The organism is Ruminococcus sp. AF17-22AC (assembly GCF_003460065.1).
In the GTDB taxonomy this organism is placed as follows: domain Bacteria; phylum Bacillota; class Clostridia; order Lachnospirales; family Lachnospiraceae; genus Blautia_A.
Genome location: NZ_QRXT01000001.1, coordinates 84,576 through 100,336, shown reverse-complemented (window position 1 = coordinate 100,336; position 15,761 = coordinate 84,576). Strand labels below are relative to the sequence as shown.

Here is a 15,761-nt window from a genome sequence, read left to right as displayed (position 1 = left end):
ACCTTACTACGATAAATTGATGATAGTATCTTTCTTTCTAAAAAGAAAAACTACAGTTACTTAAGGAGGTTTTAATCCTATGGAAAAAAAACAGTTTGATGTAACAGCTCTCGGTGAGCTGCTGATCGACTTTACAGAAAATGGAGAAAGTTCTCAGGGAAATCCTCTGATGGAAGCCAATCCGGGCGGTGCACCCTGCAACGTACTTGCCATGCTGGAGCGTCTTGGCAAAAAAACAGCTTTCATCGGCAAAGTCGGTAAAGATATGTTTGGTAATCAGTTAAAATCGGCGGTGGAGGAAGTCGGTATCGATACGCGTAATCTGATTCTTGACGAAAACTACCACACAACACTCGCTTTCGTTCATACATATCCGGACGGTGACCGCGACTTTTCTTTCTACCGTGATCCGGGTGCCGATATGATGCTTACAAAAGAGGAAGTACAGAGAGATCTGATCCAGTCCTCCCGTATTTTCCATTTCGGTACACTTTCTTCAACTCATGAAGGTGTGCGCGCGGCTACACGCCATGCCATCGAACTAGCAAAAGATGCCGGATGCATCATCACTTTTGATCCAAATCTGCGTCCGCCACTCTGGAAATCTCTGGATGATGCAAAAGCAGAGATTGAATATGGCATGTCCAAATGCGACGTCTTAAAAATTTCCGATAACGAAGTGGAATTTATGTGCGGAACCACAGACTACGACAAAGGCGCTGCCATGATTCAGGAAAAATACAACATTCCACTTATTCTTGTCACTATGGGAAAAGACGGAAGCCGTGCTTATTATAAAAATATGCGTGTAGAAGTTGCTCCGTTCCTTCAGGAAAACACGATTGAAACGACCGGCGCAGGCGATACCTTCTGCGCAAGCACTTTAAATTATGTACTTGACCACGGCCTTGAGGATCTGACCGAAGAAAACTTAAAAGAACTGCTTACCTTTGCAAACGCTGCTGCTTCTCTGATCACCACACGTAAAGGTGCTCTGAGAGTCATGCCGACACGCGAAGAAGTCGAAAACTTTATTGCAAGCCGTAAGTAAAACTTATATAGACAGCAAAAAAGCCCCGGACAATTATGTCCGGGACTTTTTATGGCTACGGGGTACTCCTCTTGATTATTTGATCACACGTACTTTGGATACACCTTCGATTGCTCTCAGTTCATCCAGTGCCTCTTTGGATGCTGCACTTTCCAGATCAATGATGGTATATGCATATCCGCCACGGCTCTTGTTGGTCATGTCGGCAATGTTCAGACCTTCACTTCCGAGAATCTTTGTGAACTGACTGATCATGTTCGGGATATTTTTGTGAGCAATGGTAATACGTCCGACTGCTACACAGGTTCCCATATCGCAGTTCGGGAAGTTTACAGAGTTTTTGATATTTCCGTTTTCAAGGAAATCTCTTACTTCTTTCACTGCCATTACTGCACAGTTTTCTTCGGATTCCTCTGTAGATGCACCAAGATGTGGTGTTACAAGGATTCCCTGTCTTCCTGCAACCAGCGGGTTTGCAAAGTCTGTTACATATTTCTTAACCTTTCCGCTGTCAAGTGCTTCGATCAATGCTTCTTCATCTACAAGAAGATCTCTCGCAAAGTTCAAAAGTACAACACCGTCTTTCATCTTTGTGAAAGCCTCTCTGTCTATCATCTTGCGAGTATTATCGGTAAGCGGTACATGGATGGTGATGTAATCGCACTGGCTGTAGATCTCATCCAGAGATTTGCTGTGTTTGATGGTTCTGGAAAGGTTCCACGCTGCATCAATGGAGATAAAAGGGTCATATCCGTAAACTTCCATACCAAGATGTGTTGCAGAGTTTGCAACCATGGCTCCGATTGCACCGAGACCGATGATACCAAGCTTTTTACCGCTGATCTCGCATCCTGCAAACTGTTTTTTCTGTTTTTCAGCCAGTTTGTCGATATGTTCTTTATCTTCTTCATGTGCTACCCATTCGATGCCGCCAACGATATCACGTGAAGCAAGAAGCATACCTGCAAGGACAAGCTCTTTGACTCCGTTTGCATTTGCTCCCGGTGTATTAAATACAACAATACCTTTTTCTGCACACGCGTCAACAGGAATGTTGTTGACACCAGCACCTGCACGTGCGATGACTTTGACATGCTCCGGAAGTTCCATGTCATGCATTTTTGCACTTCTTACCAAAACTGCATCGGCATTGTTCAGGTCTTCTGTCTGTTTGTATTCTTCTCCAAATAGTCCGAGACCTGTCTGGGAAATTGGATTGAGGCATTTATACTGGAACATTATGCATTTTCCTCCTCGAATTTTTTCATGAATGCAACGAGAGCTTCTACGCCTTCTTTTGGCATTGCATTATAGATACTTGCACGCATACCGCCTACTGTTCTGTGTCCTTTGAGGTTTACAAGACCTGCTGCCTTTGCTTCTTTTACGAATTTGGCATCCATGTCTTTGTCACCTGTAACAAAAGGAACGTTCATCAGAGAACGGGAAGCCGGCTCTACTGTGCCTTTGAAGAGTTTGCTCTGATCAAGGAAATTATAGAGAATTTTTGCTTTCTCAATATTTCTTCTCTGCATTTCTTCCAGACCGCCCATAGCTTTCAGCCATTTGAAGACTTTGCCACATACATAAATGCAGTAAGCATTCGGGGTATTGTAAAGGGAGCCTGCATCTGCATGCGTTTTGTATGTAAGCATGGTTGGTGTTCCCGGAAGAACATCCTCTGTGATGAGGTCTTCACGGATGATCGCGATAACCATACCTGCAGGTCCGATATTTTTCTGAACGCCACCATAGATAATGCCATATTTGCTTACATCTACAGGCTCAGATAAGAAGCAGGAAGAAACATCTGCTACCAGAGTTTTGCCTTTTGTGTTCGGAAGTGTTTTGAATTTTGTTCCGTAAATTGTATTATTTTCACAAATGTATACATAATCTGCATCCGGGCTGATCGGAAGATTGCTGCAGTCCGGAATATAGGAGAAGGTTTTGTCCTCGGAAGATGCAATTTTGTTTACTTTTCCGTATTTCTGTGCTTCCTGGTAAGCTTTTTTGGCCCACTGACCGGTAACGATATAGTCAGCAACTCCATTTTTCATAAGGTTCATCGGAATCATGGCAAACTGCTGTGATGCACCGCCCTGAAGGAATAATACCTTATAGTTGTCCGGAATGTTCATCAGATCTCTTAAATCCTGCTCTGCATCATCAATGATTTTCTGGAACTCAGGGCTTCTGTGACTCATTTCCATAACGGACATGCCGCTTCCCTGGTAATCCATCATTTCTGCTGCGACTTCTTTCAGCACAGGTTCCGGCAGTACGGCCGGTCCTGCAGAAAAATTATACACTCTGCTCATTGTTCTTCATATCCTCCTCGTCAAATACATCATTAAGACTTGCACCTGCCGGCACCATCGGGAACACGCTGAGATCCTGATCGATCCAGCAGTCCAGTACCACAGGTCCTTCTGTAGCCAGCGCCTCGCGGATCGCCGGTTCTACTTCTTCCATCTTCGTAACACGGATTGCCTTCGCACCCATGCCCTCAGATATTTTCACAAAATCCACTGCGTCGTCAAGAACGGTATGTGAATATCTGTGGTCATAGAATAAGGTCTGCCACTGACGAACCATACCAAGTACATGATTGTTCAAAACAATCTGTAACAGCTGTTTACGGCATCGTACTGCGGTTGCGATCTCATTCATATTCATTCGAAAACAGCCGTCTCCTGCAATGTTGACCACTGTTTTGTCCGGCCTGCCCATTTTTGCGCCGATTGCAGCTCCAAGTCCGTATCCCATTGTTCCGAGACCACCGGAAGTCAGGAAAGTACGTGGTTCTTTGTACTTGAAGTACTGTGCAGCCCACATCTGATGCTGACCGACATCTGTTGAAATAATTGCATCGCCATTGGTGATTTCATAAAGTTTCTCTATAATGTATGGTCCGGTAAGCTGTGAATGATCATAATTCAGTGGATATTTTGCTTTCATCTCCTGAATATGTTCGATCCACTCCGGATGCTTTTCTTCCGGAATCATTTCCAGAAGTCTGCGGAGAACTTCTCTTACATCTCCGATCACAGACGCATCTACCACAACATTCTTATTGATTTCTGCCGCATCAACATCAATCTGAAGAATCTTTGCCTGATTTGCAAAAGTCTTCGCATTACCTGTTACACGATCACTGAAACGAGCGCCGAGTACGATCAGAAGGTCGCACTGTGTCACGCCAAGGTCGGAAGTCTTTGTTCCATGCATACCAAGCATACCGGTATACAGAGGATCTTCTCCTGAAAACGCTCCCTTACCCATCAGACTGTCGCAAACCGGTGCCTGAATCTTGTGCGCCAGTTCACTGATTTCTTTTGATGCTCCGGAAATAACAGAACCGCCTCCGACAAAGATATACGGTTTCTGTGCTTCCTCGATCATCTGTGCTGCAACCTCAAGGTCTTCTTTGCGAATCGTCTCGACTTCTCGATTAATCGTAGCCGGACGGCGAACGGAATACTCATAAGTGGCTGCTGTCACGTCTTTTGTTACATCTACCAGTACCGGACCCGGACGTCCGCTTTTGGCAATATAAAAAGCCTTGCGAATCGTATCAGCCAGCATGGAAATGTCTTTTACGATAAAACTGTGTTTTGTGATCGGCATTACGATACCGGCAATATCAACCTCCTGGAAGGAATCTCTTCCAAGAAGTGGTTTTCCTACGTTCGCGGTGATTGCCACCACCGGAACAGAATCCATGTATGCGGTTGCAATACCTGTAACCAGATTTGTTGCCCCAGGGCCGGAGGTTGCCAGACATACTCCGACTTTTCCTGTAGCACGGGCATAACCATCTGCGGCATGAGAAGCACCCTGTTCATGAGATGTCAGAACATGATGGATCTCATCACTGTGTTTATAGAGAGCATCATAGACATTGAGGATCGCACCTCCCGGATAACCAAAAACAGTATCTACTTTCTGTTCTTTCAGGCATTCAATGATAATCTCTGCACCTGTAAGCTGCATTGTATTTCCTCCTGTATGAATCTTTACTTTATATTATTTTGCTTTCGGAACTTCAAGGATTGCTCCTCTGTTTCCTGAGGTAACCATTGCAGCATATCTTGCAAGATATCCGGTTGTAACTCGTGGCTCACGTGGCTGCCATTTTGCTTTTCTTGCTTCCATTTCTTCATCAGAAACTTTAACTTCCAGTTTCAGTTCCGGAATATTGATGCTGATAATGTCGCCTTCTTCGATCAGAGCGATCGGACCGCCTACAGCTGCTTCCGGTGAAACGTGTCCGATAGAAGCACCACGGGATGCACCGCTGAAACGTCCGTCTGTAATAAGAGCTACAGAAGAACCAAGTCCCATTCCTGCGATTGCCGAAGTCGGGTTCAGCATCTCTCTCATTCCGGGGCCGCCTTTCGGTCCTTCATAACGGATAACAACAACATCTCCTGCTACGATCTTGCCGCCTTTAATCGCTGCGATCGCATCTTCTTCACAGTCAAAGACTCTTGCCGGACCTTCATGTACCATCATCTCTTCTACAACTGCGGAACGTTTAACAACACCACCGTCCGGAGCAATATTTCCTTTAAGTACTGCAAGGCCGCCTGTCTGACTGTACGGGTTTTCAATCGGGCGGATAACTTCCGGATTGAGGTTTACACAGTCTTTGATGTTTTCGCCTACTGTTTTGCCTGTTACTGTCATGCATTCTGTATAAAGAAGTCCTTTTTTGTTCAGCTCGTTCATAACTGCATAAACACCACCTGCTTCATTCAGATCTTCCATATAAGTCGGGCCTGCTGGTGCTAGGTGACAGAGGTTTGGCGTCTTTGCACTGATCTCATTTGCAAAGCTGATATCAAAATCCATACCGACTTCATGAGCGATTGCCGGAAGATGAAGCATACTGTTGGTAGAACATCCAAGTGCCATATCTACTGTCAGTGCGTTCAGAATGGCTTCTTTTGTCATGATGTCGCGCGGACGGATATTTCTGCGATACATTTCCATAACCTGCATACCCGCATGTTTTGCAAGACGAATACGCTCGGAATATACAGCAGGAATGGTTCCATTTCCACGAAGTCCCATACCAAGAACCTCTGTCAGACAGTTCATAGAGTTTGCAGTATACATACCGGAACAGGATCCACATGTAGGACATGTTTTGTTCTCAAATTCTGTAAGTTCGTCTTCTGTGATCTTACCTGCTGCATAAGATCCGACAGCTTCGAACATACTGGAAAGGCTTGTCTTATGTCCGTGTATATGGCCCGCCATCATCGGACCGCCGCTTACGAAAACGGTGGGAACGTTCAGTCTGGCAGCAGCCATCAGAAGTCCAGGTACATTTTTGTCACAGTTCGGGACCATAACAAGGGCATCAAACTGATGAGCCATTGCCATTGCCTCTGTAGAATCAGCGATCAGATCTCTTGTTACCAGAGAATATTTCATTCCGACATGTCCCATTGCAATACCGTCACAGACAGCGATTGCCGGGAATACAATTGGTGTACCGCCAGCCATTGCAACGCCCTGTTTCACAGCTGCAACAATCTTGTCAAGATTCATATGACCCGGTACGATCTCATTATAAGAACTTACAATACCTACTAAAGGACGTTCCATTTCTTCTTTTGTTAATCCAAGGGCATTAAACAGGGAACGGTGAGGTGCCTGCTGTGAACCCGTCTTTACTGAATCACTTCTCATTTTTCTGTCTCCTCTTTATTTAAAACTCTCGTTATAAGGCTGCTGCGATCAGATCGCCCATCTCTTTTGTTCCAACTGCCTTGCATCCTTCTGACATGATATCACCTGTACGATATCCGTCTGTCAGAACTTTCTGTACAGCCGCTTCTACTGCATCTGCTTCCTCATCAAGATTCAGTGAGTACCGGAGTAACATTGCTGCGGAAAGGATCGTAGCAATTGGGTTTGCCTTATTCTGTCCTGCAATATCCGGCGCAGATCCGTGACTTGGCTCATACAGACCGAATTTTGTTTCATTCAGACTTGCGGAAGAAAGCATTCCGATGGAACCAGTTACCATACTGGCCTCGTCAGATAAGATATCACCGAACATGTTCTCTGTAAGAATAACATCGAACTGTCCCGGATCATGTACAAGCTGCATTGCACAGTTGTCAACCAGCATATGTTCCAGTGTTACTTCCGGATAATCCTTTGCGACTTCTTCTACAACTTTTCTCCAGAGTCTGGAAGAATCCAGTACGTTTGCCTTGTCAACGCTTGTGACTTTCTTTCTTCTCTTCATTGCAATGTCAAATGCCTTGATGGCAATACGACGGATCTCATTTTCATTATAGGAAAGTGTATCGATTGCTTTCTTTACACCATCTTCTTCAATTGTTTTTCTTTCTCCGAAATAAAGACCGCCGGTAAGCTCACGGACAATGATCATATCAAATCCGTCTTCCCCTATCACTTCTTTCTTGATCGGGCAGGCTTCCTCGAGTTCTTTATACAGGTATGCCGGACGAAGGTTTGCAAAAAGATTCAATGCTTTACGAATTGCAAGAAGTCCTGCTTCCGGACGTTTGGACGGCTCAAGTTTGTACCACGGAGATGTCCTGGCATCACCACCGATAGAACCCATCAGAACTGCATCAGAAGCTTTTGCTGTTGCAATTGCTTCATCTGTAAGCGGTACACCGTGAACATCAATAGAAGCTCCACCGAGAAGCACCTCTGAATATGTAAATGTATGATGATATTTTTCACATACTTTATCAAGAACTTTTTTTGCTTCACTTACGATTTCCGGACCGATACCGTCTCCCGGAATCAATGCGATCTTGTATTCCATTTCTTCATTTCCTCTCTCTGCACCACACAAAAACCGCAGAGCCCTTTCCTTATGGATATTGTTATTATAATAACGCACTTTTTTATACTTTTCAACCCTTTACTACGTAAAAGTTTGAACGTGTTACAAATGCGCATAAATCATTATCTGATTTCAAAGAAATTTTATAAAAAAAGAAGTGCCGCATCTGGCGCAGCACTTACTTTCTTATTTGCAGTTATGCGGATGCCTGTTCTGCTTTCTCCACTTCTGCAATAGCCTGTTTTCTCATTGGGATACGACAGTTCTTGTTATTGCCGAATTCTACGATCACATCTTCTTCTGTCATATCGATGATCACGCCATAGAAGCCGCTTGTTGTGACAATACTGTCACCGACTTCCATGCTGTTGAGCATTGCCTGAAGTCTCTTCTGCTCTTTCTTCTGAGGACGGATCATCAGGAAATACATAACTCCAAAGATAACTACCATCCATAAAATCATCATACCCATACTCGCGGTACTTTCGTTCATTTCAGATTCCTCCTGTCTGCTGACTTACATTCCTGCTGTTCAGGAACACTATATACCATCATACACAAAAAAGCCCGTAACTTCAAGTGTTTTTCGATTTTTTATACGATTTAAAGCTTTTCTCTTATTTCTGCTCTCCTGCTGCAAATCCTTCCAGACGCATTTTCTTATATTCGGCAAATCTGCCTTCATCCAGTGCATCACGGATTTCTTCCATCATATGGTTATAGAAATACAGATTGTGCAATACGCAGAGGCGCATACCAAGCATTTCTTTTGCCTTCAGAAGGTGGCGGATATAAGCTCTGCTGTAATGGCGGCATGCCGGACATCCACAGCCGTCTTCGATCGGACGGGTATCCAGTTCATATTTTGCATTGAACATATTCATCTTGCCATGGTTGGTATATACATGTCCATGACGGCCATTGCGGCTTGGATATACACAGTCAAAGAAATCAATGCCTCGATCGACACCTTCCAGAATGTTTGCCGGGGTTCCGACACCCATAAGATAGGTTGGCTTATCCTGTGGAAGATACGGTACGACTGCATCAAGGATACGATACATTTCTTCATGTGTCTCGCCAACTGCAAGTCCGCCGACTGCATATCCGTCCAGATCCATCTTTGCAATCTCTTTTGCATGTTCAATACGGATATCTTCGTATACAGCCCCCTGATTGATACCAAACAGAAGCTGTTCTTTATTGATGGTGTCCGGCAGACTGTTGAGCCGTGCCATCTCTTTTTTACATCGTGCAAGCCAGCGTGTCGTACGTTCTACTGATTTCTGTACATAATCTCTGTCTGCCACGCTGCTCGGACATTCATCGAACGCCATCGCGATCGTGGATCCTAAGTTGGACTGGATCTGCATACTTTCTTCCGGTCCCATAAAAATCTTGTGGCCGTCAATGTGCGACTGGAAATGCACACCTTCTTCTTTTATCTTGCGTAGTTTTGCAAGGGAAAACACCTGGAATCCGCCGGAATCTGTCAATATCGGTCTCTCCCAGTTCATAAACTTATGCAGGCCGCCAAGCTGTTTGACGATCTTATCGCCTGGGCGGACATGCAAATGATACGTATTAGAAAGCTCCACCTGTGTTCCGATCTCATAAAGATCCTGTGTAGAAACCGCCCCTTTGATTGCGCCAATTGTTCCTACATTCATAAACACAGGAGTCTGAATCGTGCCATGCACAGTCTCAAACTGCGCACGCTTCGCACGACCCTCAGTCTTCATTAATATATATTTTGCCATATTAAACCTCTTTATTCAGATTCTTCTGTGCTGTGGACAGCATCAGTTTGATTCGGTTCAGCTGATTTACTTCACTTGCACCCGGATCATAATCGATCGCAACGATATTTGCTCCCGGATGTTCCCTGCGGATTGCCTTGATAACTCCCTTTCCTACGATATGGTTCGGAAGGCATGCAAATGGCTGGATGCAGACGATATTCGGTACACCACCGTGAATCAGCTCCATCATTTCACCGGTCAGGAACCATCCTTCACCAGTCTGGTTACCCGGTGATACGATCGGCTCTGCCAGTTTTGCCAGATCTGCAATATTTGCAGACGGTGTAAAATGACGGCTCTGTGCAAGTGCTTCATTTGCAGTTCCTCTTAGCCACTCGATAGCTTTGATTCCCCAGTTTGCGATCGTTGCTTTATTTTTCTTAAATCCAAGGAACTCAGATTTGAAGTTCTGATTATAAAAACAGTAATTGATAAAGTCTATCAGATCCGGGCACACTGCCTCGGCACCCTCTGCTTCCAGAAGTTCTGCCAGATGATTGTTTGCTGCCGGAAGGAATTTGACAAGAATCTCTCCGACGATACCAACTCTTGGCTTCTTCTCTCCGGTGATCGGGATCATATCAAACTCATGTACCATCTCACGGCACATCTTCTTAAACTGACCATGGCTGACACTGCTTCCTTCCAGGAAAGAGATTACCCTCTGTTCCCAGATTTTATGTTTACGGTTGACAATTCCCGGCTCTGCCTCATATGGACGCATACGATAAACACATTTCATCAGAATGTCACCAAATACTGCTCCATAGCAGATACGCTTGATAAGCGGAAGTGTCAGTTTGAATCCCGGATTGCTTTCCAGACCACTTAAGTTGATGGAAATAACCGGAACCTGTTCCATACCGGTTTTCTTTAATGCACGGCGGATAAACGCAATATAGTTGGATGCACGGCATCCGCCGCCTGTCTGTGACATGATGACAGCTGTCTTATTCAAATCATATTTGCCGGAAAGAAGGGCATCCATAACCTGGCCGACTACCATCAGAGAAGGATAGCATGCATCATTGTTTACATATTTCAGTCCGACATCTACCGCATGTTTGTTGTCATTAGGAAGTACTTCCAGGTGATAACCGCAGGTATTAAATGCCGCCTGTAAGATTCCGAAGTGGAACGGAGACATCTGCGGGCAAAGGATCGTATAATCCTTACGCATCTGTTTGGTAAATACAACTTTTTCGATAGAGGACGGTCTGATCTCACGCTCTTTGTGCTGTGCATCTTTTGCACGGAGTGCAGCCAGCAGGGAACGTACACGGATTCGTGCCGCACCGAGATTATTAACCTCATCGATTTTTAAGCATGTATAGATCTTACCGCTTCTGTCAAGAATCTCATAAACCTCGTCTGTAGTAACAGCGTCCAGACCACAACCAAAGGAGTTCAGCTGGATCAGATCAAGATTATCCTGTGTTTTGACATAGTTTGCTGCCGCATACAGACGTGAATGATACATCCACTGGTCATTGACACGAATCGGGCGTTCTACTTCCCCGAGGTGAGAAACAGAATCTTCAGTCAGTACCGCAATACCGTAGCTGTTGATCAGATCCGGAATACCATGATGAATTTCCGGGTCGATGTGATACGGACGACCTGCAAGTACGATACCGCGTCTTCCTGTCTCTTTCATATACTGAATGGTCTCTTCGCCCTTTTTCTGAACATCTTTACGCGCCTGCGCAAGTTCTTCCCATGCAGCATGGGCTGCTGCTTTGACTTCTTCTGCCGGAATATCTTTAAATACTTCAACCAGACGGTCTGTAAGGATTGCTTCCGTCGTAAATGCCATGAACGGATTCATGAATTTAATGCTCGGATCTTTCAGCTCATCTACATTGTTCTTGATGTTCTCTGCATAAGAAGTGACGATCGGGCAGTTGTAATGATTGACTGCATCAGGGAACTCATTACGTTCATATGGTACACAGGGATAGAAAATAAATCTCACACCTTTTTTGATCAGCCAGCTCACATGCCCGTGTGCCAGTTTCGCCGGATAACATTCAGATTCACTCGGAATGGACTCAATACCCAGCTCATAGATCTTACGTGTGGAAGTCGGCGAAAGTATGACTTCGTATTTCAGCTTCGTAAAGAAAGTGAACCAAAACGGATAGTTTTCAAACATATTCAGAACACGCGGGATACCCACCTGGCCTCTGGTCGCCTGATCTGCACTGAGCGGCTCATAGGAAAACAGTCTTTTGTATTTATATTCATAAAGATTCGGAACATGATCTTTGTTCTTTTCTTTACCGATGCCTCGTTCACAGCGGTTTCCGCTGACAAACTGACGTCCGCCGGTGAATTTGTTGATTGTCAGACGGCAGTTGTTTGTACATCCGCGACAATTTGCCATAGATGTTGTATATTTCAGTTCATTGATCTTGTCAATGGAAAGCATTGTGGTTTCTTTGCCTTCCTCATAACGCTCTCTCGCAATCAGTGCAGCACCGAAAGCTCCCATAATACCGGCAATATCCGGACGAATAGCTTCACAGTTGGCAATACGTTCAAAGCTACGAAGAACAGCGTCATTGTAGAAGGTACCACCCTGTACAACGATATGTCTGCCAAGTTCAGTCGCATCGGAAACTTTGATAACTTTGTAAAGAGCATTCTTAATAACAGAATAAGCCAGACCTGCTGAAATATCTGATACCTCTGCGCCTTCCTTCTGTGCCTGTTTTACCTTTGAGTTCATAAATACGGTACAACGTGTTCCCAGATCAATCGGATGTTTTGCATAAAGAGCGGCTTTTGCAAAATCCTGTACACTGTAATTCAGGGATTTCGCAAATGTCTCAATAAAAGAACCGCAGCCGGAGGAGCATGCTTCATTAAGCTGTACACTGTCTACGGTCTGGTTCTTAATCTTGATACATTTCATATCCTGACCACCGATGTCGAGGATACAGTCTACTTCCGGATCAAAAAATGCAGCAGCATAATAATGGGAAACCGTCTCAACCTCGCCCTCATCAAGAAGAAGTGCAGCCTTGATCAGTGCCTCGCCGTAACCGGTAGAACATGCATAGGCGATCTTTGCACCTTCAGGAAGTATCGAATAGATTTCCTGAATGGAACGGATTGCAGTCTTGAGCGGACTTCCGTTGTTGTTGCTGTAAAATGAATACAGAAGACTTCCGTCCTCTCCTACCAGTGCAGTCTTTGTCGTCGTTGATCCTGCATCAATACCAAGGTAACAGTTTCCTTTATAGGAAGCCAGATCTCCAGTCGTAACCTTGTAGGAAGACTGTCTCTTATTAAATTCTTCATAATCTTGTTCTGTCGCAAACAGCGGCTCCATACGCTCTACTTCAAAGTCAAGCTTAATAGAATGACGAAGTCTGTCTTTCAATTCAATAAGAGAAACTTTGACATCTTCTTTTGCATTCAGTGCAGAACCGATTGCTGCAAACAGATGAGAATTCTCCGGCACGATCGTATGCTCATCGTCCAGTTTCAAAGTACGGATAAACGCAGTTTTTAACTCAGAAAGGAAATGCAGCGGACCGCCCAGAAATGCTACATGTCCACGGATTGGCTTACCACAGGCCAGACCGGAAATCGTCTGATTGACAACTGCCTGAAAAATAGATGCTGAAAGGTCTTCCTTCGTTGCGCCTTCATTTATCAGCGGCTGTATATCTGTCTTTGCAAATACGCCGCATCGTGCAGCGATCGGATAAAGTGCCTTGTAATTCTTTGCATATTCGTTCAGACCGGTAGCATCTGTCTGCAGAAGTGATGCCATCTGGTCAATAAAGGAACCTGTACCACCGGCACAGATACCATTCATTCGCTGCTCGATATTTCCGCCTTCAAAATAAATAATCTTTGCATCCTCACCACCAAGCTCGATTGCAACGTCTGTCTGCGGTGCAATCTTCTGTAAGGATGTAGATACAGCGATTACCTCCTGCACAAATGGAATCTCCAGATGATTTGCCAGCGTCAGTCCGCCGGAGCCAGTGATTACCGGACTGAGTGTCATCTCTCCCAGCTGTGCATGTGCTTTTTCCAGAAGATCTGCCAGTGTCTCCTGAATATTTGCAAAATGTCGTTCGTAATCTGCAAATAACAGCTTTTCATTTTCATCAAGAATCGCGATCTTTACTGTCGTAGATCCGATGTCAATTCCCAATGTGTATGTATTCAATAAATCGACCTCCTCGTCATAAATCTGTATCTTCAGATATGAATATAACGTGTTTCTTCTTATTAAAAGTATTTTTCAAAATCCAATTCCGTAACATTATACGACAAAGTTTTACAAATGACAATGACCAACTTTCACAATTTGTCTCACATCCCACGGCATAACTTTGTTTGATTATCAAACTTTACAAATAAAAAGAATATCTGCCCTCTGTTCAGCAGATATTCCTTATTTTTTCTTATTATCAGGTCATCTTCCACCTATCGTCTGATCTTCTGGGCAATTCTGACGAGATAAGCGCCACCCGGCATTCTGGAAAGTCTCTCGGATGCTGTTTTGTCCACGAGAATATATACCAGAAAATATGCCATAGCTGCCAGAATGATCGACACACCAAGACAGATGACATTTGACGGAAGCAGTGCATGTAGTCCATAATACACACCAGCTGCCACAACACCCATCACGGCAGATGCAATGATCGGACTTACGTATGCCGCTTTCCACGGATTCTTATAATCCAGATATTTTTTCATAAAGAAATCGTTCAGCACACATACCACGATTGCATAAACGATCATCGCAACCAGCAGTGCATAAATCCCAAGGTTCGTAAACATCAGAAGTGCTACCACGACAACTACATCAACCACAAGTGCCACGGCTGCTGTTATCATCGGAATCTTCGGTTTACCGATTCCCTGAAGAACACCGTTTGAAATGTTGGACATACCATTCAGAAGAATAGTAAATGAACCCAGCATAAGAAGCTGTCCTGCCACACCATTCGTTCCATGAAAAAGAAGTGACACAATCGGCTGTGCCAGTACAGCAAGACCTACCGCACATGGGATAGAAATGAACATAGAAAGCTGTACTGTCTGATCTACTCTTCTGCTTGTCTCATCGATATCCCCGGTCGCATACAATGCGGAAACTTCCGGAATCATGGAAGTCGGTGCCGCACTGGAAAGTGTCAGCGGGATATTGATAATGCTCATAAAATATGTCGCATATTCTGCATATAACATACTGATCGTATCTGCATCCATACCATGATTGCCCATAATCTCGGAATACAGGACGCCATTCAGATATCCGTTAATATTGTAAATAAAAGAGCTTAAGATGATCGGGGAAACAATAAGAATGATCAGTTTCAGAATTTCTCCATAAGATTCTTCTTTATGGACACGGTCTCTGTCTACTCTTCTTCTTATTGCCCTTCGGTTAACACCATATACCATCAACATGAACAAAAGCGCAATAACAACGCCCGCAGTCGTACCTACTGTCGAACCGGCTGCACCCCATTTTGCCACACTTCCGTCACTGCCGTCTGTAAAATATCTGATAAACAGCCATGCAGCGATCAGGCTAACTGCCGCATTAAATATCTGCTCCAGAATCTGTGAGATCGAGGTCGGCATCATATTACGATATGCCTGAAAATATCCTCTGTACACTCCAAGTATACCGGACAGAAAGATTGTCGGTGATAAAATCTGAAGTGCAAGTATCGCATTTGGCTGATTACTTGGGATAATAAATCTCGCCCCAAACAGGCACACCAGCGCCACGATTCCGCCTACGATTGCTGCATAGATCAGGGAACCGTGAAAAATCTTCTGTGCATTTTTGTAATCTTTTAAAGCTATTCGTTCTGAAATCAATTTGGACACCGCCTGCGGAATACTGAAAGAGGCGATCATCAGAAGAATCATATAGGCATTTTGGGCAAGACTGATATATCCCATTCCCATATTGCCTACGATCGATGAAAGCGGACTCTTATAGAGAAGACCAATGACCTTCGAGATCATCGCCGCAATCATCAGAAAAGATGCATTTTTTACAAGATTATTCTTCTGACCCATG

The 15,761-nt window shown here is 44.4% G+C and carries 10 protein-coding genes; 1 reads left to right on the top strand and 9 read right to left on the bottom strand.

From position 1 onward, the window contains the following. The first annotated feature begins 79 nt into the window (after window positions 1–79). Window positions 80–1,051, top strand: coding sequence for a carbohydrate kinase family protein (locus DWW86_RS00535; RefSeq protein WP_117941958.1), 972 nt, complete (start codon window positions 80–82; stop codon window positions 1,049–1,051). A 75-nt stretch (window positions 1,052–1,126) separates the two neighbouring features. On the opposite strand, the gene DWW86_RS00530 is transcribed toward DWW86_RS00535, so the two are convergent. The 9 genes from DWW86_RS00530 to DWW86_RS00490 form a co-directional block, all read right to left on the bottom strand. Further along, complete coding sequence (locus tag DWW86_RS00530; protein WP_072521349.1) at window positions 1,127–2,290, bottom strand: phosphoglycerate dehydrogenase; 1,164 nt, start codon at window positions 2,288–2,290, stop codon at window positions 1,127–1,129. Continuing rightward, window positions 2,290–3,372, bottom strand: coding sequence for a 3-phosphoserine/phosphohydroxythreonine transaminase (gene serC, locus DWW86_RS00525; RefSeq protein WP_117941957.1), 1,083 nt, complete (start codon window positions 3,370–3,372; stop codon window positions 2,290–2,292). Before serC ends, DWW86_RS00530 begins: the two co-directional genes overlap by 1 nt. Continuing rightward, window positions 3,356–5,047, bottom strand: coding sequence for a biosynthetic-type acetolactate synthase large subunit (gene ilvB / locus DWW86_RS00520; RefSeq protein ID WP_072521351.1), 1,692 nt, complete (start codon window positions 5,045–5,047; stop codon window positions 3,356–3,358). The genes serC and ilvB overlap by 17 nt, the downstream gene beginning before the upstream one ends. A 33-nt stretch (window positions 5,048–5,080) precedes the next feature. Further along, window positions 5,081–6,754 (bottom strand): dihydroxy-acid dehydratase, encoded by a 1,674-nt coding sequence (gene ilvD, locus DWW86_RS00515; RefSeq protein ID WP_072521352.1) that lies wholly within the window; start codon window positions 6,752–6,754, stop codon window positions 5,081–5,083. 31 nt (window positions 6,755–6,785) lie between these two features. Further along, window positions 6,786–7,871: a 3-isopropylmalate dehydrogenase gene (gene leuB, locus DWW86_RS00510; RefSeq protein WP_117942247.1), complete on the bottom strand. Its 1,086-nt coding sequence runs from the start codon at window positions 7,869–7,871 to the stop codon at window positions 6,786–6,788. Between the two features lie 217 nt (window positions 7,872–8,088). Further along, on the bottom strand, window positions 8,089–8,385 hold the full coding sequence (gene yajC, locus DWW86_RS00505) for a preprotein translocase subunit YajC (protein ID WP_072521354.1): 297 nt from the start codon (window positions 8,383–8,385) through the stop codon (window positions 8,089–8,091). Window positions 8,386–8,509: 124 nt separating this feature from the next. Further along, on the bottom strand, window positions 8,510–9,652 hold the full coding sequence (gene tgt / locus DWW86_RS00500; RefSeq protein ID WP_117941956.1) for a tRNA guanosine(34) transglycosylase Tgt: 1,143 nt from the start codon (window positions 9,650–9,652) through the stop codon (window positions 8,510–8,512). Between the two features lies 1 nt (window position 9,653). Continuing rightward, complete coding sequence (locus DWW86_RS00495) at window positions 9,654–13,883, bottom strand: 2-hydroxyacyl-CoA dehydratase (protein WP_117941955.1); 4,230 nt, start codon at window positions 13,881–13,883, stop codon at window positions 9,654–9,656. A 260-nt stretch (window positions 13,884–14,143) separates the two neighbouring features. Further along, on the bottom strand, window positions 14,144–15,760 hold the full coding sequence (locus DWW86_RS00490; RefSeq protein WP_117941954.1) for a putative polysaccharide biosynthesis protein: 1,617 nt from the start codon (window positions 15,758–15,760) through the stop codon (window positions 14,144–14,146). Between the last annotated feature and the right edge of the window lies 1 nt (window position 15,761).

Bases quoted from the DNA above. Each gene is read 5' to 3' on its own strand.
- ilvB (WP_072521351.1), bottom strand. From the start codon at position 5,047: ATGCAGCTTACAGGTGCAGAGATTATCATTGAATGCCTGAAAGAACAG.
- DWW86_RS00490 (WP_117941954.1), bottom strand. From the start codon at position 15,760: ATGGGTCAGAAGAATAATCTTGTAAAAAATGCATCTTTTCTGATGATT.
- tgt (WP_117941956.1), bottom strand. From the start codon at position 9,652: ATGGCAAAATATATATTAATGAAGACTGAGGGTCGTGCGAAGCGTGCG.
- DWW86_RS00535 (WP_117941958.1), top strand. From the start codon at position 80: ATGGAAAAAAAACAGTTTGATGTAACAGCTCTCGGTGAGCTGCTGATC.
- serC (WP_117941957.1), bottom strand. From the start codon at position 3,372: ATGAGCAGAGTGTATAATTTTTCTGCAGGACCGGCCGTACTGCCGGAA.
- leuB (WP_117942247.1), bottom strand. From the start codon at position 7,871: ATGGAATACAAGATCGCATTGATTCCGGGAGACGGTATCGGTCCGGAA.
- yajC (WP_072521354.1), bottom strand. From the start codon at position 8,385: ATGAACGAAAGTACCGCGAGTATGGGTATGATGATTTTATGGATGGTA.
- ilvD (WP_072521352.1), bottom strand. From the start codon at position 6,754: ATGAGAAGTGATTCAGTAAAGACGGGTTCACAGCAGGCACCTCACCGT.
- DWW86_RS00530 (WP_072521349.1), bottom strand. From the start codon at position 2,290: ATGTTCCAGTATAAATGCCTCAATCCAATTTCCCAGACAGGTCTCGGA.